Source organism: Rhizobacter sp. Root1221, from assembly GCF_001425785.1.
In the GTDB taxonomy this organism is placed as follows: domain Bacteria; phylum Pseudomonadota; class Gammaproteobacteria; order Burkholderiales; family Burkholderiaceae_C; genus Rhizobacter.
Window position 1 is genome coordinate 38,904 of the sequence record NZ_LMDI01000027.1, and the last position, 26,764, is coordinate 65,667.

General features: G+C 67.2%; 20 protein-coding genes and 1 pseudogene. All 21 read left to right on the plus strand.

Annotation, left to right across the window (positions count from 1 at the left end):
- Window position 1: 1 nt before the first annotated feature.
- On the plus strand, window positions 2-418 hold the full coding sequence (locus ASC87_RS19215) for a gamma-butyrobetaine hydroxylase-like domain-containing protein (RefSeq protein ID WP_056665791.1): 417 nt from the start codon (window positions 2-4) through the stop codon (window positions 416-418).
- A gap of 23 nt (window positions 419-441) precedes the next feature.
- On the plus strand, window positions 442-1,173 hold the full coding sequence (ubiE, locus tag ASC87_RS19220; protein WP_056665795.1) for a bifunctional demethylmenaquinone methyltransferase/2-methoxy-6-polyprenyl-1,4-benzoquinol methylase UbiE: 732 nt from the start codon (window positions 442-444) through the stop codon (window positions 1,171-1,173).
- A 454-nt stretch (window positions 1,174-1,627) separates the two neighbouring features.
- Window positions 1,628-3,031 carry a TIGR03013 family XrtA/PEP-CTERM system glycosyltransferase gene (locus ASC87_RS19225; RefSeq protein ID WP_056665798.1) on the plus strand — a complete coding sequence of 468 codons (1,404 nt, stop codon included), beginning with the start codon at window positions 1,628-1,630 and terminating at the stop codon, window positions 3,029-3,031.
- Between the two features lie 44 nt (window positions 3,032-3,075).
- The gene (locus ASC87_RS19230) at window positions 3,076-3,693 is read left to right on the plus strand and encodes an XrtA/PEP-CTERM system exopolysaccharide export protein (protein WP_056665802.1); all 618 of its coding nucleotides are present in this window, start codon (window positions 3,076-3,078) and stop codon (window positions 3,691-3,693) included.
- A gap of 190 nt (window positions 3,694-3,883) precedes the next feature.
- On the plus strand, window positions 3,884-5,434 hold the full coding sequence (locus tag ASC87_RS19235) for an XrtA system polysaccharide chain length determinant (RefSeq protein WP_056665805.1): 1,551 nt from the start codon (window positions 3,884-3,886) through the stop codon (window positions 5,432-5,434).
- A 10-nt stretch (window positions 5,435-5,444) separates the two neighbouring features.
- Window positions 5,445-6,401, plus strand: coding sequence for an XrtA-associated tyrosine autokinase (locus ASC87_RS19240; RefSeq protein WP_082568761.1), 957 nt, complete (start codon window positions 5,445-5,447; stop codon window positions 6,399-6,401).
- A gap of 23 nt (window positions 6,402-6,424) precedes the next feature.
- Window positions 6,425-8,125: a TIGR03016 family PEP-CTERM system-associated outer membrane protein gene (locus tag ASC87_RS19245; protein WP_056665809.1), complete on the plus strand. Its 1,701-nt coding sequence runs from the start codon at window positions 6,425-6,427 to the stop codon at window positions 8,123-8,125.
- Between the two features lie 8 nt (window positions 8,126-8,133).
- Window positions 8,134-10,293, plus strand: a complete 2,160-nt coding sequence (locus tag ASC87_RS19250) for an XrtA/PEP-CTERM system-associated ATPase (protein WP_056665812.1) — start codon at window positions 8,134-8,136, stop codon at window positions 10,291-10,293.
- Window positions 10,294-10,355: 62 nt separating this feature from the next.
- Window positions 10,356-11,825 (plus strand): lipopolysaccharide biosynthesis protein, encoded by a 1,470-nt coding sequence (locus ASC87_RS19255; RefSeq protein ID WP_056665814.1) that lies wholly within the window; start codon window positions 10,356-10,358, stop codon window positions 11,823-11,825.
- 27 nt (window positions 11,826-11,852) lie between these two features.
- Window positions 11,853-12,632, plus strand: a complete 780-nt coding sequence (locus ASC87_RS19260) for a polysaccharide deacetylase family protein (protein ID WP_082568763.1) — start codon at window positions 11,853-11,855, stop codon at window positions 12,630-12,632.
- 11 nt (window positions 12,633-12,643) lie between these two features.
- On the plus strand, window positions 12,644-13,813 hold the full coding sequence (locus ASC87_RS19265) for a glycosyltransferase family 2 protein (RefSeq protein WP_056665821.1): 1,170 nt from the start codon (window positions 12,644-12,646) through the stop codon (window positions 13,811-13,813).
- 15 nt (window positions 13,814-13,828) lie between these two features.
- Window positions 13,829-15,034 carry a glycosyltransferase gene (locus tag ASC87_RS19270; protein ID WP_056665823.1) on the plus strand — a complete coding sequence of 402 codons (1,206 nt, stop codon included), beginning with the start codon at window positions 13,829-13,831 and terminating at the stop codon, window positions 15,032-15,034.
- Window positions 15,031-16,161: a glycosyltransferase gene (locus ASC87_RS19275; protein WP_056665827.1), complete on the plus strand. Its 1,131-nt coding sequence runs from the start codon at window positions 15,031-15,033 to the stop codon at window positions 16,159-16,161. The genes ASC87_RS19270 and ASC87_RS19275 overlap by 4 nt, the downstream gene beginning before the upstream one ends.
- A gap of 24 nt (window positions 16,162-16,185) precedes the next feature.
- The gene (locus ASC87_RS19280) at window positions 16,186-18,036 is read left to right on the plus strand and encodes an asparagine synthetase B (protein ID WP_082568765.1); all 1,851 of its coding nucleotides are present in this window, start codon (window positions 16,186-16,188) and stop codon (window positions 18,034-18,036) included.
- Between the two features lie 19 nt (window positions 18,037-18,055).
- Window positions 18,056-19,195: a glycosyltransferase family 4 protein gene (locus tag ASC87_RS19285; RefSeq protein ID WP_056665834.1), complete on the plus strand. Its 1,140-nt coding sequence runs from the start codon at window positions 18,056-18,058 to the stop codon at window positions 19,193-19,195.
- Entirely contained in the window at window positions 19,131-21,119 is a 1,989-nt protein-coding gene (gene asnB / locus ASC87_RS19290) for an asparagine synthase (glutamine-hydrolyzing) (RefSeq protein WP_082568767.1), read from the plus strand. The genes ASC87_RS19285 and asnB overlap by 65 nt, the downstream gene beginning before the upstream one ends.
- Window positions 21,120-21,138: 19 nt before the next feature.
- Complete coding sequence (locus tag ASC87_RS19295; protein WP_157604142.1) at window positions 21,139-22,176, plus strand: polysaccharide deacetylase family protein; 1,038 nt, start codon at window positions 21,139-21,141, stop codon at window positions 22,174-22,176.
- The gene (locus ASC87_RS19300) at window positions 22,163-23,530 is read left to right on the plus strand and encodes an O-antigen ligase (protein WP_082568768.1); all 1,368 of its coding nucleotides are present in this window, start codon (window positions 22,163-22,165) and stop codon (window positions 23,528-23,530) included. Before ASC87_RS19295 ends, ASC87_RS19300 begins: the two co-directional genes overlap by 14 nt.
- 178 nt (window positions 23,531-23,708) lie before the next feature.
- Window positions 23,709-24,551 carry a hypothetical protein gene (locus tag ASC87_RS32770; RefSeq protein ID WP_056665848.1) on the plus strand — a complete coding sequence of 281 codons (843 nt, stop codon included), beginning with the start codon at window positions 23,709-23,711 and terminating at the stop codon, window positions 24,549-24,551.
- The gene (locus tag ASC87_RS32775; protein WP_056665852.1) at window positions 24,535-25,035 is read left to right on the plus strand and encodes a hypothetical protein; all 501 of its coding nucleotides are present in this window, start codon (window positions 24,535-24,537) and stop codon (window positions 25,033-25,035) included. The genes ASC87_RS32770 and ASC87_RS32775 overlap by 17 nt, the downstream gene beginning before the upstream one ends.
- A gap of 677 nt (window positions 25,036-25,712) precedes the next feature.
- A pseudogene (locus ASC87_RS31995) lies at window positions 25,713-26,764 on the plus strand (hypothetical protein); the annotation flags it as partial.

Here is a 26,764-nt window from a genome sequence, read left to right on the forward strand (position 1 = left end):
CATGGCCGGCCTGAAAAAGGATTCCCCCACGCCCACGGCCCTCGTCGTGCACCAGCAGTCGCGGGTGCTCGAGGTGGGGTTTTCCGACGGTGCCACGTTCCGCATCCCGTTCGAGCTGATGCGGGTGTACTCGCCGTCGGCGGAGGTGCAGGGCCACGGCCCCGGCCAGGAGGTGCTGCAGACGGGCAAGCGCGGCGTCGGCCTGGTCGATCTGGCCCAGGTGGGCCACTACGCCGTGCAGCCCACGTTCACCGACGGCCACCAATCCGGCATCTTCACGTGGGAATACCTGTACTTCCTCGGGTCGCAGGAGTCCGACCTGTGGCGCCAGTACGAAGCCCGCCTGGCCGCCGCCGGTGCCAGCCGTGACACCGAGATGCCGCCCCCGGCCGCGCCGGGCTGCGGCCACTCGCATTGACCGACTTCCCAGAAGGGTTCCCCATGAGCAACACCCACTTCGGTTACCAGACGGTCGACGAAAAGGAAAAATCGGGCCGCGTGCGCGGTGTGTTCGATTCCGTGGCGTCGCGCTACGACGTCATGAACGACCTGATGTCGATGGGCCTGCACCGGCTCTGGAAGGCCTACACCGTCACCATCGCCGGCCTGCGTCCGGGCGACCGGGTGCTCGACATCGCTGGCGGCACGGGCGACCTGGCCCGGGCGTTTGCCAAGAAGGTGGGCCCGCGGGGCCTGGTGGTGCACACCGACATCAACGAGGCCATGCTCCGCCAGGGGCGCAACCGGCTGCTCGACGAGGGGCTCGTGCTGCCCACGACCCTTTGCGACGCCGAGAAATTGCCGTTCCCGGACGCCAGCTTCGACCTCGTCAGCGTGGCCTTCGGCCTGCGCAACATGACCCACAAGGACCAGGCGCTCGCCGAGATGAACCGGGTGCTCCGCCCGGGCGGCAAGCTGCTGGTGCTGGAATTCTCGAAGGTGGCCAAGCCGCTGGAGAAGGCCTACGACTTCTATTCCTTCAAGGTGCTGCCCCGCATCGGGCAGGTGGTGGCCGGCGACGCCGAGAGCTACCGGTACCTCGCCGAATCCATCCGCATGCACCCGGGCCAGCAGGAACTGAAGGCCTTGATGAAAACCGCCGGGTTCTCGCACGTGGACGTGCACAACCTGAGCGCGGGGGTGGTGGCGTTGCACGTTGGCATCAAGTGCTGAGCCGGCGGGTTCGGGGTTGACAGGCCCCGGTCCCGCCCGAACGGCCCGGGAGGGCTGGAATTTTTACGCGTCCGCCGGCCAACCGGCACGGTTGACGTGCCCCCGAGGTGGTGCTTTCGCACCCTTTCACGCGGGTTCCTGATGGGCGAGTGCCGGAAAGCGTGACGCAGTTCACGCTTTCGCTTCGTTACCCCGCGCTGGCGGCAAACAGGCGCGTGCCGCCGCCGCAGATTCCTCGCAACGCCCAATGTGGCGCGCATGTTGCAGCCGCGCGTGCGCCGGTGCGCGGAGCCCTCTCGCGGCCCCCCCGGAACACGGGGGGGAACCCTCAATTGGAGGATGGTGAGGTTGGGGGCGGCAACGAAAATTGCAACCAGTGATTGCGCCTCGCCAAGGAGATCGGTATCCACCGGTTCGCAGAGGGCGCGGGTGCAAACCCGGAAGGATGAGTCAAATGCTGAAAGTGTTCCAGCTCCACGTATCGATCGCCACGTTCGCCGGCATGGTGGCCGACGGGCTGCTGTGCTTCTTCGCGGTGCTGCTGGCGGCATCGTCGCTGCAACTCGTTCCCGGCACGGCCGCGCAGTCCGCGCTGACCGCGCCGCACATCTTCCTGTTCGCGAGTGGCTTCGCGATGGTGATGTCGCTGCTGTACGCGTTCGTCGGCCTGTACCGCCCCACGCCCATCGCGTTCGGCGCCATGCTGCGCCGCACGCTGGTGGCGCTGCTGGTAGGCGGCTACCTGACGTACCTGGTGCTCAAGCAGATCTCCGAAGGCGGGTACGCCAGCCAGCTGATGCTGTCGGTCACGCTGTACCTGCTGGTGGGCCTGGTGGTGGTGCGTGGCGCCATCTTCGCTGCGCGCCGCCTGGCTACCACGCCCCGCGTGCTGATCGTCGGCACCGGCCCGGAAGCCCAAAGCGTCGCGACCGATCTGATGACCCTCAAGCGTGTTTCACGCGATGTGGTGGGTTTTTTCGCCACCGACCCGGAATGCGCCCAGAACGGCACCATGCGCGGCCACCCGGTGTTCTCCGGTGACCAGTCCATCGAAGACATCGTCGCCGCCCACCAGGTGGACGAGATCATCGTGGCCGTGCGTGAACAGCGCGGCGGCGGTGTCCCCATGGACCAGCTGCTCGCCTGCCGCATCCGCGGCATCCCCATCCTCGACCTGGCCGGCTTCTACGAGCGCGCCAAGTCCGAAGTGCCCATCGACAGCCTCAAGGCCAGCTGGCTCGTGTACGGCCATGGTTTCGTGCAGGGCCGCGCCCGCCAGTTCGCCAAGCGCACGTTCGACATCGTCAGCTCGTCGCTGCTGCTGCTGGTGGCCTCGCCGATCATGCTGATCACGATGCTGCTGATCAAGCTCGACAGCGCCGGCCCGGTGCTCTACAGCCAGGAACGCGTGGGCCTTGGCGGCAAGGGGTTCATGTGCCTGAAGTTCCGCAGCATGCGCACCGACGCCGAGAAGGACGGCAAGGCCGTCTGGGCCACGAAAAACGATTCGCGCGTCACCCGCGTGGGTGCCTTCATCCGCAAGACCCGCATCGACGAACTGCCGCAGCTCTTCAGCGTGCTCAGGGGGGAGATGAGCATGGTGGGTCCCCGCCCTGAACGCCCCACGTTCGTGAACGAACTCAAGCAAGTGATCCCGTTCTATGATGTGCGCCACAGCATCAAGCCGGGTGTGACCGGCTGGGCGCAGGTTCGTTACAGTTACGGCGCATCCGTCGATGACGCACGCAAGAAGCACCAGTACGACCTCTACTACGTCAAGAACAACTCGCTGTTGTTGGACATCCTGGTTCTGATCGAAACCGTGAGTGTGGTGCTCTTCCGCGAAGGTGCTCATTGAATGACATGCGGTTCAGATCCGTTGGATTGCAAAGGGAAATTCGAATGAGTGCGAAGCGTGTGATGGTGTGGTGTGGGCTGCTGTTGTCGGCAGCCGTCCTGTCGGCCTGCGGGTCGTTGAGCAGTTACCCCGCGGCACCGCAGTCCGCGGCCTCGGTGGACCACCGCTACAAGATCGGCCCGCTCGACACACTGAACATCGTGGTGTGGCGCAACCCCGAGCTGTCGTCCACCGTCACGGTGCGCCCCGATGGCCGCATCGCCACGCCGCTGGTCGAAGACCTGGTGGCTGCCGGCCGCAATCCGGTCGACCTCGCCCGTGAAGTCGAGACCGTACTCGCCAAGTACGTGCGCGACCCGGTGGTCACCGTGGTGGTGAGCGGCTTCCAGGGCAACTATTCCGACCAGATCCGCATCGTCGGCGAGGCCGCACGACCGCAAGCTGTCGCCTATCGCCAGGACATGACCGTCCTGGACGTCATGATCCAGGCAGGTGGCCTGACCGATTTCGCCGACGGCAACGGTGCCGTGCTGGTGCGTGGTTCCGAGAAGGGCAAGCAGTACTCTGTCCGGCTGAAGGACCTGCTCAAGCGTGGCGACATTTCCGCCAACGTGGCGGTGCTGCCGGGCGACATCGTGATCGTGCCGCAAAGCTGGTTCTGATCCCTTGTCCGCGCCGGGAACTCCGGCGGCGGAACCCCCCGGCTGTCCGGCGGGTCGGCCTCACCGCCAAATCGTAGCCATCCCACCACGCGAGCGTCCCGCGACGCGTGCAGGCGTCATCGTGCAGGAGCATCATTCTCCGGCGCGGTGCGCTTTCTGATTTCTCTTGAACGTTAGCCAGACAGGGGCCATGGAAGCATTTCTGACGATGTTGCGGTACGACGCAAGGCGCATGTGGGACCGCCGCTGGATCGTCGCGTCCATCGCCTGGGGCCTCGCGATCGTGTTCGCCGGCGCGCTGATGCTCACCCGGGACCGGTACGAGGCTTCCGCACGCATCTACGTGGACACCCAGACCGTGCTGAAACCCCTGATGGCGGGTCTCGCGTTCCAGCCCGACATCGACCAGCAGGTGCGCATGCTGGCCCGCACGCTGATCTCCCGCCCTAACGTCGAGCGGTTGTACCAGGACCCGAAGATCGGGCTGACCATGCCACCGACGTCCAAGTACGACCGCGCCGTGGAACAACTCAAGGACCGCATCAAGGTGACGCCCAGCGGGACCGGCAACCTGTACGCCATCACCTACCGCGACAGCGATTCTGCCCGGGCGCAGCGCCTGGTCGAGGCCCTGGTCTCGTTCTTCATGGAATCCAGCGCCGAAACCAAGCGCCGCGACTCCACGGAAGCCAGCCGCTTCATCGAGGAACAGATCAAGGACTACGAGGCGAAGCTCGTGCAGGCCGAGAACCGGCTGAAGGACTTCAAGCTGCAGAACTTCGGCGTGACCGGCGTGGCCAACAACCAGGACCACTTCAGCCGGCTCGCTTCGCTGTCCGACGAGGTGGCGAAGATCAAGCTGCAGCTGGCGTCGGCCGAGCAATCGCGTGACGCGCTCAAGCGCGAGCTGGCCTCGGAAGACCCGCAGCTGCCACCCGAGTCCATGCCCAGCACCGCTGGGGGCGCCCCGTCCGAGCTGGCGCAGCGTTTGCAGGCGCAGTACCGCTCGCTCGACGAGTTGCTGCGCCGCTACACCGAAGACCACCCCGACGTCATCAGCGCGCGCCGCATGATCGCGTCGATGGAAAAGCAGATCAAGGAAGAGGGCGACGCCAAGTCGCCCGGTGGCAAGGCCAAGCGCGGTTCGGCCGCCACGAACCCGGTTTACCAGCGCCTGCGGGTGTCGATGGCCGAGGCCGAGGCCAACATCGCGTCGCTGCGCTCGCAGCTGGTGGTGCAGCAGGGTCGCCTCGACCAGGTGCGCGCGCTGGCCAACCGCATGCCGCAGGTCGAAGCCGACCTGTCGCAGCTGAACCGCGACTACGACATCGTGCGCAAGAACTACGACCAACTGGTGTCGCGCCGCGAGGCCGCGTCTCTCGGGGTGAAGATCGACGAGTCGTCCCACCTGGCCGACTTCCGGATCGTGGAGCCGCCGCGCGTGACACCGTCGCCGGTGTTCCCGAGCCGCAAGATCCTCGGGGTGCTCTCCATGTTCGCTGCGCTCGGCATGGCCGGCGCCGCGGTGTTCGGCCTGGGCCGCCTGAAACCCACGGTCGATTCGCTGACCACCATGCACCAGCTGTCGTCGCGCCCCGTGCTGGGTTCGGTGTCGCTGCTGCGCGGGCCGGAACAGCAAGCCCAGCGCCGGCGTGACGTGTACCGTTTTGCCAGCGTGATGGGGGTGTTCGTCGTGGCCCACGTGGTGTGGGTGGTGATGATCGCCAAGTACGTCGTTTGAGGAGAACGCGATGAGCACCATCCAGCAAGCCGCCAAACGCCTCGAGGAACTGCGCCGCGCGGGTGTCGCCATTCCCTGGGAAACCGAAAGCATCGAGGACAAGGCGATCATCGCGGCCGCGCAGACTGACGGTGTTCCCGCGCCAGTGCTGCCGGTGGCCACTGACACCCGGGCCCCGGTGGCGCCGCGTGTGCGTGTGCCCACCGGCCGCCAGTCGGAACTGGTCAACCTCGACCTGGTCAACCTCGCGCAGCAAGGTTACCTCGTGCCCGGGCACGAGAACAACCAGCTCAGCGAGGAGTTCCGTGCCATCAAGCGCCCGCTGATCCGCAACGCGCAGGGCAAGGGCGCGGCGCCGGTGCACCACGCTAACCTGATCGTGGTGACCAGCGCGCTGCCGGGGGAGGGCAAGACCTTCTTCTCGATGAACCTCGCGCTCAGCATCGCGATGGAACTCGACGCGTCGGCGCTGCTGGTGGAGGCCGACATCCTGAAGCCGGCCGTGATGAGCCGCCTGGGCATGCCGCCGCGGCGCGGGCTGCTCGACGTGCTCACGGACGAAAAGATCGACCCATCCGACGTGATGTTGCGCACCAACGTGCCCAAGTTCAGCCTGCTGCCGGCCGGCAGCAAGATGGTGCACACCACGGAACTGCTGGCCAGCACCCGCATGGGCGAGTTCCTCGACGAACTGGCCACCCGCTACGCCGACCGCATCATCGTGTTCGATGCACCGCCGCTGCTGATGACCAGCGAGGCGCAGGTGCTGGCCAGCCGGGCCGGCCAGGTGGTGGTGCTCGCCGAGGCGGGCCGCACACCGGCGGCTGCGTTCTCGCAGGCGATGACGAAGATCGAGGCCTGCCCGGTGGTGATGATCGCGCTCAACAAGAGCAAGGAATCCCACCACGGCGTCGTGTACGGCTACGGCGGCGACTCCATGTACAGCGAAATGCAGGGGGCTGCGTGAAGGGCGGAGCCGGGCGTCTGGGTATGGCTTTGCGTGGCGGTTCGCTGCTCTCCCTGCTGCTCGCGGGCGTCTGCTCGGTGCAGGCGCAGGGTGTGCGCGGCGCCGGCGAGATGCGGCAACCGGGCACCGCCCCGGTGTTGCCTGCCGATGCCCCCCAGCCGCCACCGGCTCCCGGCCAGCCGAACATGCCGCTCGACGCGCCCGGCCCCAATGGGCCGGGCCCTTCCGCAGGCCCGCCCGGGCAGCCGCTGGCCCCCAGGTCGCTGGCGGCACCCGCCGTAGCGCGCAACACCTTCATCGAAGGTGAGATCAACGTGCGCGGCACCGGCACCGACCGGGGCCGCCTCGACCGCGAGTCCGGCAAGGACATCATCCTCGGCGTCAGCCCCCGCCTGAACTTCCGCAGCCGCGGCGCGCAAGTGAACCTGAACGCCACGGTCGGGCTCGACCACGTGCGCTACATCAAGCACACCGACGCCGACTACACCCAGCCGCTCGTCAACGCCGACCTGCAGGCCACCGTGGTGGACAACCTGCTCTTCTTCGACGGCTCGGCCAGCGTCGACCGCCGGTCCGTCTCGCCGTACTCGGTGCAGACCGCCGACGTGCCGTCGGACGAGCAGGTCAAGACCGGCATCGTGCGCCTGAGCCCGCGCATCGAACAGCGCCGGCCGTCCGGCTGGAACACGCTCGTGCGCAGCGACAACACGTGGACGCGCCGCTCCGGCCAGCAGGTGGGCAGCGATTCCGGCAACACGTACTCGCAGAACACCCAGGCCAAGTTCGAACGGGTGCCCGAGCGCCTCGGCGCCGGCATCGAAGGCAGCCACCAGACGCTGCGGTACGAGGAAGACGACGAAGACGTGATCCGCCTGGACAGCGCACGCTTGTCGGTGGGCCTGGCCGTGACACCGCAGTTCACCGCCTGGGCGCTCGGCGGGGCCGAACGCAGCCGCTTCGGCAGCATCACCGAAACCGACGCCGACTATGGTGGCCGCGTGCGCTGGGCGCCGCTCGAGCGCTCGGTGATGACGGCGGAGGTGCGCAAGCGCTTCTTCGGCACCGGGTTCAACGTGCAGTGGAACCACCGCCACCGCAACTTCGGCTTCACCCTCGGTGGCAGCCGCGAGCCGGTGACCGAACCCGACAACGTGCAGCTGAGCGGCAACATCGCCCAGCAGTTCGATGCCATCTACCGCTCGCGCGGCTACTCCGAGTCCCAGCGCGAGGCCCTCGTGCGCGCCGCGCTGAATTCGTATGGCCTGCCAGCCAACCTGACCGACCCGGTGAGCCTGCGCGTGAACAGCCCGCAGCTCTCCACCACCGCCAACGGGCTGCTGAGCGTGATGGGCCGCCGCACGGTGCTCATCGTGTCGGCCTACTACCGCAAGCTGGCCCAGCTGCGGCGGTCCGACGACCCCGTGCTGGCGCTGGCCCCTGGCGACATCCGCCAGGCGGGTGGCCTCGTCTCGTGGAGCCTGCAGCTCACGCCGCTGTCGGGCTTCGAGGCGTCGTACCGTGTCGACGATTCCCGCGGCCTCGGTGTCGACCTGGGCCGCAATTCGCGTGACCAGGTCGTCTCGCTGGGTACCACCCATTCCCTGTCGCCGAAGACGCGCGTGAACCTGTCGGTGCAGCACCATCGGCTGGAAACCACCGAAGCGTCGCGGCCGCAGGCGGCCTCGGCCAACAGCGCCACGCTCGGCGTCAACTACCGCTTCTAGGTCCTCCGGTGTTCGAATCCCACTTTGGCTTCAGTGCCCCGCCGTTCCAGCTCAACCCGGATCCCACGTTCTACTTCGGGAGCAAGGGGCACAGCAACGCGCTCGCGTACCTGCAATACGGCGTCCACCAGGCCGAGGGGTTCATCGTGGTCACCGGCGACATCGGCGCGGGCAAGACCACGCTCGTGCGCACGCTGCTCGAGGGCCTCGATTCCACCCAGGTGAAGGCCGCCCAGATCGCGAGCACCCAGCTCGATGCCACCGGCCTGCTGCAGGCGATGCTCACCGCGTTCGGTGTGCCCCACCAGCCCGGCGCGTTGTCGAAGGCCAGCCTGATCTCGACCCTCGAAGCGTTTTTCATGACGCTCGCGATCAAGAACAAGCGGGCGCTGCTGGTGGTCGACGAAGCGCAGAACCTCAGCATGGACGCCATCGAGGAACTGCGCATGCTGTCGAACTTCCAGTTGCGCAAACAGGCGCTGCTGCAGAGTTTCCTCGTGGGCCAGCCCGAGCTGCGCGGCATGCTGGAATCGCAGCGGCTCGAGCAGCTGCGCCAACGGGTCATCGCGTCGTGCCACCTCGGGCCGCTCGACGCCGATGAAACGCGCCGCTACATCGAACACCGGCTGAACCGCGTGGGCTGGAAGGGCAACCCGAGCTTCGAGCTCGGCGCGTTCCAGAAGATCCACCAGTTCTCGAGCGGCATTCCGCGGCGCATCAACCTCTTGTGCAACCGGCTGCTGCTGTCGGCGTTCCTCGAGGACCTGACCGGAATCACCGAGGCGCATGTGCTGCGCATCGACCGTGAGTTGCGTGCCGAAGTGGGCGAAAGCACCGTGGTGCAGGCGCCGTTCCGGCGCGATGCCGCGGCAGCCCGGCAACCGGTCCAGCGTGAGCATGCACCGGACACGGCAGCCGTGGGCCTGCCCATGGCCCCGCCGGCGCGCATCGCGAGCGTTGCCTCGGGCCGCGCGCCGCTGCACCGCATCGTGCGCCGCGACGCGGCGGCCTACCGCCGCACCGTGCTGTGCCTCGTCGATTCGCCTGCCAGCTACCTCAACGCGGCGCTTTTCGCCGCGGCGGTGGAGGGCACCAAGACGGCCTCGCGCGTGGTGGTGGTGTCCACCGTTGACGCCCGGCAGCTGGGGCCGGTCGAGAACTACGCCGAGATCGCCGGCCTGCCCGCCGTGGAGATCCACTTCGGCATTGCCGAAGGCAGCATCGCCCATCGCGCGGCCGAGGCCTCGGTGTGCTGCGAAGCCATGCTCGATGAATTCCTGCCCGACCTGGTGGTTCCGGTCGGAGGGTCCGACGAGGTGGTGAGTTGTGCGCTGGTGGCCTCGCGCAGCGGCGTGCCGCTGCTGCGTGTGGGGGCCGGCGCACGCCCGTCTCGCATGTTCCCGGCGCAGCGCCTGAACGCGAGCCTGCTCGACCGCATGGCCGCCGTGCTCTATGCCCCCGACGCCCTGGCAGCACTGGCCCTCGGCCAGGACGGCATCGCGGCCGAGCAGGTGCACGTGCTCGGCAGCCTGACCCAGGACGGTGCCGCCGCCGCCAATACCGCCAGTCCGCTGGCGTCGGCGCTGATCTCGCACCACGGGCTGAGCCACGGCTACGTGCTCGTCACCGCCCGTGTGGGCCAGGGGCGGCTCGAGGTCCGGTTGCTCAGCAAGCTCGTGCTGATGCTGAGCCGTGTGCGCGGCGACCGCCCCATGCTGTGGCTCGTGTGTGGCGAGACCCAGTCCGCCCTTCGCGCGCAGGGCCTCGGTTCGGTGCTGTCGCGGTCCGGCATCGCGCTCGCCTCGATGCCGGTGTTTTCGGCCCGCCTGAGCATCCTGCAGCGGGCGTCATGCCTGCTGACTGACGCCGCCGACGACCTGATCGAGGTGGGCACGGCGCTGGGCACGCCGATGCTGCTGATCGATGAAGAGGAGAATGCCCCGGTGTCCACCGATCGCCATGCGAAGTGGATCACGCTGTCGGCCGCGGACCTGGGCATCGAGACAAGCACGACCAATCCTCCCCCGCCCGCGGCGGCCACGTCCACGGCCGCCGAGGCGATGGCGCTGCACCTGGACGGCTGGCTCTCGCAAGTCGAAGCCGGGTTGCAGCAGTCTCCCGAACCCGCAGCCGTGGGGCGTCCTCGCCTCAAAGAAGCCTCGCCCTGATGCCCCGGACGGTGGCCGGCGGGGAGCGATCCCGTGTGCCGGTGCCGTCAACCTGTTTCCCCATGTTCCGTCACCTGCTGAAGCACGCTTCGAACTACACGCTCGGCAATGGTCTGATGATCCTGGCCGGCTTGGTGTCGTTCCCGATCCTGACCCGCGTCCTGAGCGTCGACGAATACGGCCTCATGAGCTTGATCGCCACCGCGCTGTCGCTGCTGGTGGGCATTGGCAAGCTCGGCATGCAGCACGCCACGCTGCGATTCTTCAGCGAGGTCCAGGCCGGCAAACGCGCGGTCGGCAACGACGCGTTCGTGTCCACGGTGGTGTACGGCATGGCCGCCGTTGGCGCCATTGCCACGCTGCTGTGGGCGGCCCTCGCCAGCATGGTGCCCGTCAGCTGGTGGAACGACGACCCGCGTGTGCATCCGCTGATGCTCTTCACCGCCGTGCTGATCCTGGTGCGGGTGTTCGACAGCGCGCTCGTCAACCAGTTGCGTGCGCAGGAGCGCAGTGGCGCGCTGATGGTCTACAGCGTGACACGGCGCTACGTGGGACTTGCCTTGCTGCTCGCCGTGCTGTTCTACGTGGCAGGCAACGTGTGGGGCTTCTACGCGGCCACGATCGCCGGCGAGGTGCTCGCCACCGTGACCATGGCCGTCTGGATGTTCCGCCGCGACCCGCCTCGGCCGAAGGCGTTTTCGCCATCGCTGTTCCGCGCGATGCTGGCGTTCGGCATCCCGATGATCGGGTACGAGTTGTCATCGATCGTGCTGTCGATGGGTGACCGCTACATCATCCAGAGCCTGCTCGGCGCGGAGTCGCTCGGAGTCTATTCCGCGGCCTACAACATGTGCGACTACATCAAGTCGATGTTGTTCGGTTCGCTGGTGGCGGCCGCACAGCCCATGTACATGCGGTATTGGGAGCAGGACGGCCCGCAGATCACCTCCGAGTTCCTGGGCCGCTTCATGCGCGTCTACATCATGGCCGCGATGCTCGTGATTGCCGGTCTTGCGGCCATCGGCGGTGAATTGCTGAGCTTTCTCGCGTCCGAGAAGTACCGCAGCGGCGCCGCCGTGATTCCGTACGTGATGGCCGGCATGGCCATCGAGTCGGTGCTCATCATCACCGGCGCGGGCCTGTACATCCAGAAGCGCACGAAGACCATCATGCTGCTGGTGTTCCTGAGCGCGGTGCTCAACATCGGGCTGAACTTCCTGCTGATCCCGAAGCTCGGCCTGATTGGCGCGGGCGTGGCCACGTTCATCAGCTACCTGCTGCTGATGGCGGTCGGGGCCACGCTGGGCCGCGGGAGCCTGCCCTTCCCGATGCCGGGATGGGCGGCACTGAAGTTCGGGGCGATCGCGGCCGTGATGTACGTCGCGGTGATCCGCATCGATTTCCACGACAACCTGAACACGATGTTGGCACGCATGGTCGCGGGCCTCATCATCTATTCGGCCCTGACCCTGGCCCTCGATCGCGATGCCCGCCAGGGTGTCGGGATCGTGCGGGGCAAGCTGGGCTGGTGAGCGGCGAAGAAAAGAGGTCATGACACCATGAATCACACCGTCACGGTCTTGATGTACCACGGCGTCGGCGACGAACGCGGTGCCTGCGCAGGCGCGGATGCGCATTACGCCGTCTCGGGCCGGCAGTTCGCCGCGCACCTGGCGCTCGCGAAGCAGGCCGGCCTGCGGGTCAGCAGCGTTGCGGACCTGCTCCGCGATCCCGCCACCGCTGCGCGGGGTGTCGCGTTCACGTTCGACGACGGCCACGCGAGCAATGGGCCCGCCGCCGAGCTGATCGCCCGCGACGGTGGCAGCGCCGACTTCTTTGTCAACCCGTCGCAGGTGGGCGCGGCCCACTACCTCGGGTGGAGCGCGTTGCGCGACATGGCCGCCGCCGGCATGTCGATCCAGTCCCACGGCTACAACCACTACTACCTCGACGACCTCAGCCCGCAGGAAGTGGAGGCCCAGGTGCGCGACTCGAAAAAGGCCATCGAGGACAACGTGGGCCAGCCGGTGACGCTGTTCGCGCCGCCCGGAGGCCGCGTGGCGCCGAACCTGCGCGAGGTGGCTGCGCGCGCCGGCTACACCGCCGTGTGTTCGTCGCGGGTGGGTCTTTGGCACACCGCCGACGGGGCGTGGGACGTGCCCCGCCTGGCGGTGCTTCACGGCACGTCCGACGAACAACTCGCCCGCTGGCTGCGGCAGGACTGGTGGGAGATCACCAATCGCCGTACCCGCTACGCCGTGCTGACGTCGGCCAAGCGCCTGCTGGGCAACCAGGCCTACGAACGCCTGCGCGGCCGCCTGCTGCGCAGCGCCGCCTGAGGGGTCCCGGCGTGGTTCATTTCATCTTCTGGTTCTCGCTGGCGCTGCTCGCCTACACGTACGTGGGCTACCCCGTGGCGGTGGCCCTCTGGGCGCGCGTGTTCCCCCGCCCGGTGAAACGGGCGCCGTTCGAGCCGGCCGTCGCCATCGTGGTGGTGGTGCACAACGAGGCCAGTCGTGTCGAACGCAAGATCGCCACCTGCCTGGCGCAGGACTATCCGGCCGACCGGCTGCGGATCGTGATCGCATCGGACGGTTCCACCGACAACACCGTTGCGTTGGTCGAATCGCTTGGCCACCGCAACGTCACGGTGCTGCCGTTTGCCAGCCGCCGCGGCAAGGCCGCGTGCCTGAACGACGCCATCGCCGCCTGCACCGAGGAGGTGGTGGTGCTGACCGACGCGCGGCAGATGCTCAACCCGGAGGCCGTGCGCTGCCTGCTCGAGAACCTCGCCGACCCCACGATCGGCGCGGTCAGCGGCGAGTTGATGCTGGTGCGTGACGACATGACACCGTTCGGTGAGGGCGTGGACGCGTACTGGCGCTATGAGAAGTTCATCCGCCAGCGCGAGGGCCTCGTGCATTCGGCGCCTGGCGTGACCGGGGCGCTCTACGCACTCCGGCGTGTGTGTTTCCAGCCCATCTCCGAGCGCACCATCCTCGACGACGTGGCCATCCCCATGCAGGCCGTGCGCGCGGGCTACCGGGCCATCTTCGACGGCCGGGCGCATGCATACGACCAGGCATCGAAGTCGCCTGCCCAGGAGCAGACGCGCAAGGTGCGCACGCTGGCCGGCAACTACCAGCTGATGGCCATGATGCCGTGGCTGCTGGTGCCGTTCGCCAACCCGATCTTCGTGCAGTTCGTGTCGCACAAGGTGTTGCGCCTCTTGGCCCCGTTTGCGATGGCCACGCTGCTGCTGGCGAACCTGGTGCTCGCGGCGCGGGGCGGCGCCTACGCGGTGTTCCTTGCGGCGCAGCTGGCCGGGTATGCGCTGCCGCTCGCGGGCCGGGCGGTGCCGGCCGTGGCCGCGTGGCGCCTTACCAAGATCGCATCGGCCTTCGTGCTGCTCAATGGCTACGCGGTGCTGGGCCTCGTGCAATTCCTCTCCAACCGCGAAGGCCACCTGTGGCAGTCGCACACCCCCGTTGCCGGCGACAGCCGCAAGGGCCAACCCTGATCGCGCGCCCCGAAGATGCGAGTCATTTATTTCACGTCACTGTTCCCCTGCTGGTCCGAGACGTTCATCGTGCGCGAGATCGACGAGTTGATCCGCCTGGGCGTGGACGTGCGCATCGTGTCGCTCAAGCACCCGGTGGAGAAGCTGGTGCAGTCCGACGCCCAGGCGCTGCTGGACCGCGTCGTGTACCCGGCCACCGGCTGGAAGGCGGCGCTCGGTGCGCTGGGCGAGTGTCTGCGGCACCCGTGGCGTGAGCTGCTGTCGCTCGGGTCGATGGTGCGGGGCCTGGGCGCGCATCCGGAGGCGCTCGGCAAGACGGTGGTGGTGTGGTGGCGCACGCTGGCGCTGCTGCCCGCGCTGCGGGCCCTGAGGCCGGACCACCTGCACGCCCACTGGGCCACGTACCCGTCCACGTCGGCCATGCTGGCCTCGCGCCGGCTCGGAACCCCCTACAGCTTTACCGCCCACGCGCACGACATCTTCCTCGAAGACCACCTGCTGGCGGGCAAGATGCGCACCGCCGCGTTCGGCGTGACCATCTCCGAGTTCAACCGTCGCTACCTGGCCGACAAGGTGTCGCCGTCGGCCCTCGCGTGCTTTCGCATCGTGCACTGCGGCGTGCGCCCGGCCGGGTTCGCGTTCGAACCCGATGGCCGCGAGCCGGGGCTGATCCTGGCCGTGGGCCGCCTCGACGAGATCAAGGGCTTTCGCCACCTGGTCGATGCGTGCCAGCTGCTCGCCAGCCGGTCGGTGCCGTTCCAGTGCCACGTGATCGGCGAAGGGCCGCTGCGCGACGAACTGCAGGGCCGCATCGACGCCGCCGGCCTCACGGGCCGTGTGACGCTGCTGGGCGCGCGCAAGCAGGAAGAGGTGCGCGGGTTCCTGGGCCGGGCCAGCATGTTCGTGCTGCCGTCGGTGGTCACATCCCGCGGCGACCGCGATGGCATCCCGGTGGCCCTGATGGAGGCCATGGCGGTGGGCCTGCCGGTGGTTTCCACCCGGGTCTCGGGCATCCCCGAATTGGTGGACCACGGCCGCTCGGGCCTGCTTGCCGAGCCCGGCGACGCCAGCGGCCTCGCCCATTGCGTGGAGCAACTCATCGCCGACCCGGCCGCGGCCCGCGAGATGGCCATCGCGGCCCGCCGCACCGTGGAGCGTGAGTTCGACATCGCCACCGAGGCCGGCAAGCTGCTCGGCGCCATCCAGGGGGCGAGGGCATGACCGTGGGCCGCAAGACCCGTGTGCTGCTGCTGACCGACGAAATGGAAGTTGGCGGCACGCAGCGCCAGATCGTGCACATCGCGCGCCACCTCGACCGCGAGCGGTTCGAGCCGTCGGTGCTGTTCTTCCGCAACCCGTCGTTTTTTGTCGGCGAACTCGAACGGGCCGGCGTGCGGGTGATCCAGGTGGAAAAACACGGCCGGCTCGACCTCGGGTTCGTGTGGCGCCTCGTGCAGACGCTGCGCCGCGAGCGCTACGACGTCATGCAGTGCTTCGCGTTTTCGGGCGAGCTGTGGGGGGCCGTCGCCCGCCGCCTGCTGCCGCGGGCCCGCCGCCCGGCGCTGATCTCGTCGGTGCGGGGTGTCTACGAGTGGTACTCGGGGTGGCATTGGCGCATCAAGCGCTGGGTGTCCGGCCAGTCCGAGCGGGTCATCGCCAATTCCCGCATGGGGGCAGAGTACGCCTGCGAGCGCATGGGCCTGCCGGCGGACGCCATCCGCGTCAGCTACAACGGCGTGCAGTCGGTGCAGGGCACGCCGAGCCTGCGCACCGAACTGGAGGTGCCGGCTGGTGGCCTGCTGGTGCTGTTCGTGGGCCGCCTGGTGGTGCACAAGGACGTCCCCACGCTGCTGAAGGCCGCCGCCGCACTGCATGCCCGCCTGCCTGGCCTGCGGGTGGCGCTGGCCGGGGACGGTCCGCTGCGCGACTCGCTCGCGCGGGACGTCGAGGCGCTGGGCTTGCAGGGGGTGGTACACCTGCTGGGGCAGCGAGACGACGTGCCCGACCTCATCGAGTCGGCGGACGCCATCGTGCTGCCCTCCCTACGTGAGGGATTGTCGAATGTCATCCTCGAAGGAATGATGGGCGGCAAACCGGTGGTGGCGTCTCGCGCGGGAGGCAACGTCGAGCTGATCGAACACGACCGGAGCGGCCTCCTGTTCGACGTGGGCGATGTCGAGGCACTCGCCGCGGCACTGGAACGGCTGGCCCGGGACACCGCGCTCCGCGCGCGGCTGGGGGAGGGGGCACGGCAACGGGCGTTGACCGAGTTCAGCATCCCCTCCATGGTCCAGGCCTACGAAAAACACTATGGCGAGGCGGCCCGTTCGGCGGGCACGCCACGTTGAGCATCGAACAGACAGGGAAAAGACATGTCCGGAACCGTGGGTGATTTTCTTGTACTGATGGGCGAGTCCGACGGCGCGGCCGTGGCGCAACGCCTGGCCGATCCGAAAGCCTGGGCACCTTGGCCCGGTGTGTCTGCCGAAGTGCGCCACGAGGTGCCCGCACCCGGCGTGCATGTGTGGTTGCGCGGCGACGTGCGCCTGGCCGCGTCGGGCGAGGTGGGCGGGCTCGGGGTGGCCATCGAGCCCAACGGAACCCAGCCGGCCGGCGCCGACGTGCGCAGCGCCACGCTGCAAGCCTGGCTTCGCGACCAGCAGTGGTCGGCCGACCGCCTGCGCGGCCGCTTCTCGTACGTCTTCTGGGACGCACGCGCCCGCCGCCTGCTGGCCTGCACCGATGCGTTCCGCAGCTGCACCCTCTATTACGCCCACACCCCGGCCGGCCTCGCCATCGCGAGCGACCTGCGCCTGCTGGTGCGTGCCGGCCTCGTGGCCCCGAAGGTGTCTGCGAAGGCCGTCTACCACTACCTGAACTTCTCGTACGTGCCGGCGCCGTTCAGCGCCATCGAGGGGGCGCTCAAGCTGCCGCCGGGCCACTGCCTCGAATCGCTGGGCGGCCAGGTGAGCCTGCGCAAGTACTGGGACGCCCGCTATCCGTCCGACATCGAGGGCACCGACAGCCAGAAGGCCGAAGGCCTGCGCGACAAGATGGTGGACACGCTGAGCCACTACGGCAGCGCCACCACCGAAGGGTGGGGCACGTTCCTGAGCGGCGGCACCGACAGCTCCAGCATCGCGAGCATGCTGTCGCGCAACCGCACCGTGCCGGTCAACAGCTTCTCCATCGGGTTCGAGGAAGAGGGGTACGACGAACTCCCGTACTCGCGCATCGCGAGCCAGGCGTTCGGCCTGAAGGCGCACGAGCGCCGCGTGGGCGAGAAGGACGCCGTGGCCATCATCCCGCGCCTGGTGCAGGCGTACGACGAGCCATTCGGCAATTCGTCGGCCATCCCCACGTTCTACTGCGCGGAGCTGGCGGCGTCGCACGGCGTCAACGTGCTGGTGGGCGGTGATGGCGGCGACGAGATCTTCGGCGGCAACGAACGCTACCGAAAGGACCAGATCTTCGAACGTTACTACCGCGCGCCGGGCCTCGTGCGCGGGCTCGGGTCGCTCGCGGCCAAGAGCCTCTCGGGCGTGGATTCGCGCTTCGCCAACCGCGTGAAGAACTTCGTGAACCGCGGCAGCATGCCGAACCCGGACCGCTTCTACAGCGATGACTCGTTCGCGTCCGACCACTTCGACGGCCTGCTCAGCGAAGGCTTCCGCGCGAGCCTGCAGCGCGACGATTCGCTCGACGTGCAGCGCGCCATCTTCAAGGAAGCCGACGCCGACGCCGACCTGCATCGCCTGATGTACCTCGACCTGAAGATGACCATTGCCGACAACGACGTGGTCAAGGTCGTTCGGGCTGCGAAGCTCGCCGGGGTGCAGGTGGTGTTCCCGTACCTCGACCGTGACCTGATCGACTACACGGGCCGCCTGCCGGCGAGCGACAAGGTGCGCGGCCTCGAGAAGCGGTTCCTCTTCAAGATGGCCACGCAGGAGATCCTCCCCGAGGAGATCCGCAAGAAGAAGAAGCAGGGCTTCGGCCTGCCCGTGAGCGTGTGGATGCGCCGGGGTGGCGCCTTCCACGACATGGTGCATGACGTGGTGCTGTCGGACAAGGCCATTGGCCGGGGCTATTGCGAGCCGGGTTTCGTCAAGGGACTCATCGACCGCCATGAGCGCGGCGCCTGGGACCACGCATCGGAGATCTACATGCTGTTGATGTTGGAACTCTGGCATCGTGAGTACATCGACCCACACGTTGCCTGATATGCCTACAAGAGTCCTGATGGTCATGGAGAGCGTCTTCCCCACCCCGGGTGGGGGTGGCGCCGAGAGCCAGGTCCGCACGCTGGGCCTGCACCTCCCGGCGCGAGACGTGGGGGTGTCGGTGATCGTTCCGATGGTGCGGCACGGACCGCAGGTCGAGGACGACCATGTGGACGGCATCGAGGTCCGCCGCATCGCGTACCCGAAATGGCCGCTCGTGGGCGCCGCGATCATGCTGTGCAAGCTCGCGTGGCGGCTCTACCGCCAGCGCGGCGAGTACACGTTCATCCACGCGCACATCGCCGGCAACATGGCCGCCGTGTGCAGCGTGATGGGTCACCTGCTGAAGAAGCCCGTACTGATCAAGCTCACCGGCATGACCGAGATGGTGGGCGGCATCCTCGATCCCGAGCCCTCGCTGCACACGTGGCTCAAGAAGAAGGCGATGCGCTGGGCCACGTATTACCAGGCCACCAGTTCGCAGATCGCCCGCATGCTCATCGAGAGCGGGTTCAGCGAGAAGAAGGTGCGCCTGATCCCCAACGCCGTGGACACCGAGCGTTTCACCGCGCTCCAGCGCAACGACGACGACCGGCGCGCGTTGTGCGGGGACCGCCGCATGGTGGGGGTGTTCGTGGGCCGGCTGGAAGCCGAGAAGGACCTCGACCTGATGCTGCGCGGCTGGGCCGCGGCGTTCCGCGGCAGTGCTGCCGTGGCGCTGGTGCTGGTGGGGGCAGGGTCGTTGAAGGCCCAGCTCGAGCAGCAGGCGAAGGACCTCGGCATTGCCGACCAGATCGTGTTCGCCGGTGCCAGCAAGGTCGTCGAACGGTTCCTGTCCCTCGCCGACGTGGGCCTGCTCACGTCGCGTGCGGAAGGGCTGTCGAACACCCTGCTCGAGTACATGGCGAGCGGCCTGCCTGTCATCGGCAGCGAGGTGAGTGGCACCGAAGATTTCGTCGTCACGGGCAAGACGGGCTGGCTGTTCCCGGCGGGCGACGTGGCGCGGTTCACGGCATGCCTCGAATCGGCGGCGGCGCTCGAAGGGGCGCAGCTTGCGAACCTCGGGCAGAACGCGCGCAAGCTCGTGATCAACGATGCGTCGATCCCGGCCGTGGTGGGACGCCTCGTCGACATCTACGGCACGACGCCCGCCACGTGAAGAACAACAAGATGAACCACAACAGGGGAACGCCGTGTGCGGCATAGCAGGGATCTACTCCCTTGAAGGGCGGCGGTTGCCGGCACCCGGCATCGTGGACGCGATGTGTCAGCTCATCGTGCACCGCGGGCCCGACGACCAGGGCACCTACAGCAACGACCGTGCGCAGATCGGCATGCGCCGGCTCAGCATCATCGACCTCGCTGGCGGGCACCAGCCCATCCACAACGAGGACCGGTCGGTGCAGGTGGTGTTCAACGGCGAGATCTACAACTTCCGGGAACTCCGCAAGGAACTGGAAGCGCTTGGACACACGTTCTACACGCACACCGATACCGAGTGCATCGTGCACGCCTACGAGGAGTATGGCGAGGCGTGTTTCGCGAAGTTCCGCGGCATGTTCGGCATTGCCATCCTCGACCTCCGCCAGGACAAACTGGTGCTGGCCCGCGACCGCCTGGGCAAGAAGCCGCTGTACTACACCACCACGCGCGACGGCGTGCTGGCGTTCGCGTCCGAGCTGAAGTGCCTGTTCGCGGTGCCGGGGTTCGAGTCCCGCGTGTCCAACACGGCCACGCAGGACTACTTCGCGATGGGCTACGTGCCCGAACCGGCCACCATCTACGAGAATGTCTTCAAGCTCCCGCCGGCCCACTGCATGGTGGTGCAGGGTGGCAAGACGTCCCTCCGCCGCTACTGGACCCCGGTGTTCGAGCCCAAGTGGGATCTCGACGAAGCCACGCTCACGCAACGCCTGATCGAGAAGCTGGAAGACGCCGTCAAGGTGCGCCTCGTGAGCGACGTGCCGTTCGGCGCGTTCCTGAGTGGCGGCATCGATTCCAGCGTGGTGGCGGTGCTGATGGCGCGCAACCTGAGCGCTCCGGTGAAGACCTTCACCATCGGCTTCAAGGAAGCGGCTTTCAACGAACTGCCCGACGCCCGGGCCGTGGCGGATCACATCGGCTCCGAACACCACGAGCTCATCGTCGAGGCCGATGCGGTCACGATGCTGAAGGACCTGGTCTGGTACTTCGACGAACCGTTCGGCGATTCGTCGTCCATCCCCACGTACCTGGTCTCGAAGCTCGCGGCCGGCCACGTGAAGATGGTGCTGTCCGGTGACGGCGGCGACGAGCTGTTCGCGGGGTACGAACGCTACCGCAAGTACGACCGGCTCGAGCGCCTGCGCCGCCGCTCACTGGGCCTGGCCGGGCCGCTGCTGCGCGCGGCCGGTGCCCTGGTGCCGGGTCACCGTGGTTTCCGGCTGGGCCGCGTGGGCCAGCGCCTGAGCCAGCCGTTCCCGGACCGCTACCTGTCGGGCGTGGCACTGAATACCAGCGACGACCTGGCGATGCTCCTCAAGCCCGAGGTGGGCGACATGGACCCGTTCGCCCGTGTGCGCCACCACTTCGACCGGCCCGACATCGCGTCCGAGATGGAGCGCATCCTGGCGGGTGACATGGCCACGTACCTGACCGACGACATCATGGTCAAGGTGGACCGCATGACGATGGCCACGTCCATCGAGTCGCGCGCGCCGCTGCTGGACCACGAGTTGATCGACTTTTCGGCGCGCATTCCGTTCGAATACAAGCTGCGCGACCAGACCGGCAAGTACCTGCTGAAGCAGGCCGCGAAGCAGCTGCTGCCCGCGTCGGTGATGCAAAAGCGAAAGCAGGGGTTCGCGATCCCCGTGGCCAAGTGGTTGCGCCACGACCTGAAAGAGTTGATGTTCGACACCTTGTCGGACCGCAGTTTCCGCGAACGCGGCATTTTCAACGAACAGGGTGTGCGCCGGTGTGTCGACGCGCACCTGGCGGGAACCCACGACTACAGCGAGCAGCTCTGGCTGTTGCTGACGTACGAGATGTGGGCGAAGCGCTTTCTGCAGCCGGCCGCCACCAAGCAGGTGGTCTTCTCCTGACCGCGTGAAGGTATTGACCGTGTTTGCCAGCCAAGTGAAGTCTCTGCTCAAGCAGTTCGCTTCGCCTGTCCTCGACGGGCTGGGCATCTACGACCGTCAACTGCGCAAGATGCCCGCCAGCAGTTGGACGATCGTGATGTACCACCGGGTCATCGACGACGCGGCGGCAGACCCGTTCGAGCTGGGCATGTGCGTGACCCGCCGCCACTTCCGCGAACAGCTCGCCTATTTCCGGCGCCGCTTCTCGCCCATCGGCATGTCCGAGGCCGTTCGGCGGCTGGCGCGCGGCGAACCGTTGCCCGACCGCGCGCTCTCGATCACGTTCGACGATGGCTACCTGGACAACTACACGGTCGCGTTGCCCGTGTTGAAGTCGTTCGAGATGGATGCTGCGCTGTTCGTGCCCACCGGAGGCCTGGACGACGATACCCCGCTGTGGTGGGACCGTGTCATCCACACCCTCGATGCCACCGGCGAGGAACTGTTGCTGCCGGCCGAACTCGGCATTCCCCTGTCCGGGGAGCCGTTGTCGCTGGGTCCTTGGAAGCGGGCCGAGACCGTGACGCGCGTGCTCGATGCGCTGTGGACGCTGCCGCACGACACCATGCTCGAGGTGCTGGCGCGGATGGAGCGCGCCATGCCGGCCGTGCGGCGTGTGGCCCCGGTGGCCCGCCGCATGGATTCCAGGCAGGTGCTCGCCATGCATCAGGCCGGCATCGAGATCGGTGCCCATTCGGTGCGGCACTCGAACCTGAACCTGGAAACGCCGGCGGTGGTGCGCCGGGAAATGCAGACATCGCGGCAGGTGCTCGAAACCCTGTGCGATGCCCCGATCAAGGGGTTCGCCTACCCGGCCGGCTGGAAGAATGCCGACACCGAGGCTGCGGCGCGCGAATCGGGTTTCGACTATGCGGTGTCCACCATCAGTGGCGTCAACCACCCGAACAGCGACATCTTCACCCTCGCGCGGGTGGGCATGCCCGACACCTCGGTGGCCGACCTGAAGCGGGCCCTGGTGTCCGTGATCCAACGCACCGGGACGCATGGAAAGAGTTGACCTGCAGGGTGCCGGCGCACGCGGGCCCGCACCCGTGCGGAAATCGCGCTTCGACCTGCTGCAGATGCTGCTGGTCGGCATGATCGTCTACATCCCGAACCAGACCCAGTTCCCCGTCGAGTTCTCGATCAAGGGGTTGAACATCGTCAACGTGATGTTCCTGTGGACGTGGTTCCTGCTGGCCAAGCGCCAGATCCACACGCCCACGCCAGCGCCGTTGAGGGGCGGGTTCTACTTCACCTTCTTCGTGTTGGCGCTCTCGTTCCTGATCGGGCAGATGTACGACGCTTCGTTGCTGATGGAGGATGTCACGGCCCTGAAGAACATGATCTTCTTCATGCTGCTGTATTTCCTGTACTACCGGGCCGTGCAGGACGTGAAGACCATCCGCCTGCTGTTCGCGGTGATCCTGTTCGTGACGTTCGTCGCGTCCATCCAGGGCCTGAGGCAGGCACTCGACTACGGCATCGCCTCGTACAACGAGACGCGCCGGGTGTCGGCGCCGTTCGGCTGGGGGGTGTCCAACGCCAACCGTGCCGCCGTGTTTTTCGCGATCTTCCTGCCGCTGTTCGCCGCGGTGGGCCTCTTCTACCGCGACAGCGGAAAGGTGCGCGCGGTGGCGTACGCCTGCCTGGCCCTCGGGGTGTTCGTCGTGTTCTTCACGTACTCGCGCCAGACCTATTTCATCCTCGCAGCGCTCGCGATGTTCCTGACCTTGAAGAAGAACTGGTTCATCGCGGTGATCATCGCGGTCGTGCTGCTGAACTTCGAGTCGTGGGCGCCAGACACGGTGGTGGAACGCATCATGAGCACCGAGCAGAAGGAGGCGCCTCCCGCCGCCTCAGCCGCCGCCGAGGGGGGGGCGGGGGAGGGCAAGTACGACGAGAGCACCGAGAGCCGCTTCATCATCTGGGCGGCGGCCGGCGAGTTGATCAGCGAGCGCCCCTGGGGCATCGGCCTGAACCACTTCAAACGGGAAATCGGCACGTACGCGCCGCGCTACAAGAACATGGACGCGCACAACAACTACGTGCTGATCACCACCGAGGCCGGGTTGCTCGGACCGGTGGCGCTGCTCATCATGCTGGGCAGCATGTTCTTCCTCGGCCGCCGCACCGAACGGATCAACGGTTCCGTGGAAGCGAAGGTGCTGGGCGTGGGGTTCACCGTGTCGGTCGTGGCTGTCGCGATGGGCAACATCTACGGCAGCCGCTTCTTCGACGGGGATGTGATGGGCAACTTCTGGATCCTGGCCGCATTGGTCGCCCGGTACGGCACGCTGCAGAAGGAACTGGCGGTGAAAGAAGCCGCCCCGGCCGCCGGCAAGCGGGCCAGGCCGTCCATGTACGCCTGAGACACCTCCGCCTTGCACAGGCGCGGGCACATCGTGCGGTTGTTGGCGTTCTGTTTGTCACGCTTTCGCATCGCCCGAGGCGCCCCTCCTTTTACAATCCGCGGCCATGCCTCGTGCACGCATTACCGATGCGCTGTGACGGGCCTCTCTTTCCTCGCACGTTTCGAATTGAGTCAACATGCAGAAAAAGCACTTGCTTGCCGCTGTCTTTGCTGCGGTTGTGGGTCTCTCCGGCTGCGGCGGCGGGGGCGGCAGTGCCGCCTCGTCGCAAGATGACACGGCGTCCGGGGGCTCCAATGCAGGTGGCGACACCGCCACGTCGTCGAACCCGTCGTTGGCATTGACCAAGTCGGCGTGTGCCACCGGTTTCTACGCAGCGGATTTCCTGCTGTCGAGCTTGCTGTCGCTCGACGTGTTGCCCTCGCTGGGCAAGCCGGCCAAGGGCACGGCGTTCCTGGAACCCACCTACAAGACCTGCGTCGTGCGGTCCACCAACCACACCGCGGACGGTGTGTCGGGCTTCACTCGCAACGACTACGCACGCCGCCAGGCGTTCAACTCGGACAGCTCCAAGTTCATCGTGTATGCGCTCGACGGGTCGTGGCACCTCTACGACGCGGTCACGCGCGCGCGGGTCAAGGCCTTGGCCGGCCCGGCCGGTGATGCCGAGCCGCAATGGAGTTCGTCCAACCCGGACGTGCTGTACTACATCCCGACCAACGGCGTGGGCATGAAGCTCAACGAGCTGACGGTCTCCACGGGTGTCACCCGCACGCTGGGTGATTTTTCGGCTCGCGTGAAAGCGATCTGGCCCACCGCCAACGCGGCATGGACGAAGTCCGAGGGTTCGCCGTCGAAGGACGGTCGCTACTGGTGCTTCATGGTCGACAACGCCGAGTGGGGCAGCGTGGGTGTGTTCACCTGGGACCGCGACACGAACACGATCCTGGGTTCGATGAACACGAACGGCGAACGTCCTGACCACGTGAGCATGAGCCGGCACGGTGGCGTATGCCCGTGACTTCAGCTCCAGCCGCAAGCTGCTGCAGAAGTCCGAGCACTCGGACCTGGCCATCGACGCCAACGGCGACGACGCCTACGTGTCGGTCGACTACCAGTCGGACAAGGGCGACGTGTTCATGGTGAACCTGCGCACCGGCGAGCGCACCGCGCTGTTCTCTACCTACGTGTCGGGCTCGGCCACGGCGCTGCACATCTCGGGCAAGGGCTTCAACAAGCCGGGATGGGTGGTTCTGTCGACCTACGGTGACTACGGCGGCACGCAGTGGCTGCACAAGAAGATCTTCGCGGTGCAGCTGAAGGCTTCGCCGAAGATCTACAACCTGGCCTTCCACCACGCTGTCGAGAACGGCTACTGGACGGAACCGCACGCCTCGGTGAACCGCGACTTCACGAAGGTGCTGTTCAACTCGAACTGGAACAGCAGCTCGGACACGGACATCGATGCCTACATGATCGAAATCCCGGCTGACGCCGTGAAGTAGGCAGTCGAGACACAACGGGTGGCAGCCACCCGTCTGGATGCTGAAAGGCCCCGCATCGCGGGGCCTTTTTTTCTGGGCGATGCACGCCCGCCGGATGGCTCAATCCACAAAGCGGCGAATTGCGCGCTGAATTGTGTTTAAAGGTAAAGCCAATGTATCGAAATTTTGGGGGCGGAAATTTACGCCCGGCCCCCAAATCATGCACCCCTGTGGGCCGGGGGACGGCCTCTTCGCTGACAAGGACACGCAGTGCCCGTGATCCTGCGCACGTCAGCTTCTCCGGTTCACCCGGGAAAACCCAGTAGCGACAGGGCTTTGCGCGTGGCGCGCCTCAAAAACAGGCGCACCGGGCGACAAGGTCGACGCGTGGCCTGGCAAGAGACTCTTGCGGTTGCTCGTCAAGGGCGTTGCAACGCATCCTCGCCGCCGCTGTTACAGGCTCCTCCGGTCTCGTTACGGATTGCCCGCGAGGGGCCCCTATTCTTCGGCCCGTGCAGTACCCGCCGGGAGATGCCGCAACGCCCAGACGTCGTCTGGCAACCATCGACCGGCCCGTGCCTTGCGACCCACGCTCTGCGTATCACCGATCCCGTCGGTTCCCCGTAAGCACAGCCAGCTCGACCTGCGCCCCGTGGGGGACGGTCTCCTGTTAATTGTTAGATCGACGGAGAGTGGAAATGAAACTGGATTCCAAGTTCGCCCTGACGGCAGTCTTCGAAAGCGTCCTGCTGGTGGCGCTGACTGCTTGCGGAGGCGGCGGTGCCGCCTCTTCCGACGCGCAGGGTTCGACGGCCGCGGTCACTCCCGCTGACGCCGCTACCGCTGAAGAAGAGGCGATCGACAAGGCGCTCGTGGCCGCGTTCGACGCCGCCGAAGCCGCCGAAGGCAATGGCCCGTCGGTGCAGATCCTGGCCCGTTCCACGGACGCCACGTTCCCGAATATTCGCATCAGCGGTGGCGACTGGGTCGTTGCCAACAAGACCCGCTCGCTGACCGGCTGGGCCAGCGACAACGTCGCGATCAAGCGTGTCGTGTGGCACAACACCCGCACTGGCCAGATCGGCTACGCTTCGTTGAGCGGCATCACCACGGTGGCGTCCTGGAGCGTCGACCGCATCCCGGTCGCCCTGGGCACGAACCTGATCTACGTCGCTGCATTCGACGCCGCCGGCAACAAGACCCGCATCCAGACCACGATCACCGCCACGTCGTCCACGACGGCGCCGGCCCCGGCCCCCACGCCCGCACCGACCCCGGCTCCGACGCCCGCACCAACGCCCGCACCGGCCCCTGCGCCCGCACCGGCGCCTGCACCCACGCCAGCGCCGGTCCCGGCGCCCGCACCTGCCGTGGAAGCACCGGCGCCTGCGCCTGCCACCGCATCGGCCTTGAGCCCGGCCTGCTCGTCGTTCTACGCCAACACGTTCTCGCTGTTGAGCACGCTGGCCACCGACCTGGTGCCGTCGCTTGCGAAGCCTGCCAAGGGCGTGTCGTTCGCCGACCCGACCTACAAGACCTGCGTCGTGCGCTCCACGGACCACACGGCGGATGGTGTGTCGGGCTTCACCCGCAACGACTATGCACGCCGCCAAGCGTTCAACTCGGACAGCTCCAAGTACATCGTCTACGCACTGAACGGCTCGTGGCAGCTGTATGACGCGAAGACCCGCAACCGCCTGAAGGCGCTGTCCGGCCCGGCCGGCGATGCCGAGCCGCAATGGAGCTCGTC

What these genes read in the sequence shown, in the direction of transcription:
- ASC87_RS19215 (WP_056665791.1), top strand. Translation starts at nt 2, where the DNA reads ATGGCCGGCCTGAAAAAGGATTCCCCCACGCCCACGGCCCTCGTCGTG.
- ubiE (WP_056665795.1), top strand. Translation starts at nt 442, where the DNA reads ATGAGCAACACCCACTTCGGTTACCAGACGGTCGACGAAAAGGAAAAA.
- ASC87_RS19225 (WP_056665798.1), top strand. Translation starts at nt 1,628, where the DNA reads ATGCTGAAAGTGTTCCAGCTCCACGTATCGATCGCCACGTTCGCCGGC.
- ASC87_RS19230 (WP_056665802.1), top strand. Translation starts at nt 3,076, where the DNA reads ATGAGTGCGAAGCGTGTGATGGTGTGGTGTGGGCTGCTGTTGTCGGCA.
- ASC87_RS19235 (WP_056665805.1), top strand. Translation starts at nt 3,884, where the DNA reads ATGGAAGCATTTCTGACGATGTTGCGGTACGACGCAAGGCGCATGTGG.
- ASC87_RS19240 (WP_082568761.1), top strand. Translation starts at nt 5,445, where the DNA reads ATGAGCACCATCCAGCAAGCCGCCAAACGCCTCGAGGAACTGCGCCGC.
- ASC87_RS19245 (WP_056665809.1), top strand. Translation starts at nt 6,425, where the DNA reads ATGGCTTTGCGTGGCGGTTCGCTGCTCTCCCTGCTGCTCGCGGGCGTC.
- ASC87_RS19255 (WP_056665814.1), top strand. Translation starts at nt 10,356, where the DNA reads ATGTTCCGTCACCTGCTGAAGCACGCTTCGAACTACACGCTCGGCAAT.
- ASC87_RS19260 (WP_082568763.1), top strand. Translation starts at nt 11,853, where the DNA reads ATGAATCACACCGTCACGGTCTTGATGTACCACGGCGTCGGCGACGAA.
- ASC87_RS19270 (WP_056665823.1), top strand. Translation starts at nt 13,829, where the DNA reads ATGCGAGTCATTTATTTCACGTCACTGTTCCCCTGCTGGTCCGAGACG.
- ASC87_RS19275 (WP_056665827.1), top strand. Translation starts at nt 15,031, where the DNA reads ATGACCGTGGGCCGCAAGACCCGTGTGCTGCTGCTGACCGACGAAATG.
- ASC87_RS19280 (WP_082568765.1), top strand. Translation starts at nt 16,186, where the DNA reads ATGTCCGGAACCGTGGGTGATTTTCTTGTACTGATGGGCGAGTCCGAC.
- ASC87_RS19285 (WP_056665834.1), top strand. Translation starts at nt 18,056, where the DNA reads ATGGTCATGGAGAGCGTCTTCCCCACCCCGGGTGGGGGTGGCGCCGAG.
- asnB (WP_082568767.1), top strand. Translation starts at nt 19,131, where the DNA reads ATGCGTCGATCCCGGCCGTGGTGGGACGCCTCGTCGACATCTACGGCA.
- ASC87_RS19300 (WP_082568768.1), top strand. Translation starts at nt 22,163, where the DNA reads ATGGAAAGAGTTGACCTGCAGGGTGCCGGCGCACGCGGGCCCGCACCC.
- ASC87_RS32770 (WP_056665848.1), top strand. Translation starts at nt 23,709, where the DNA reads ATGCAGAAAAAGCACTTGCTTGCCGCTGTCTTTGCTGCGGTTGTGGGT.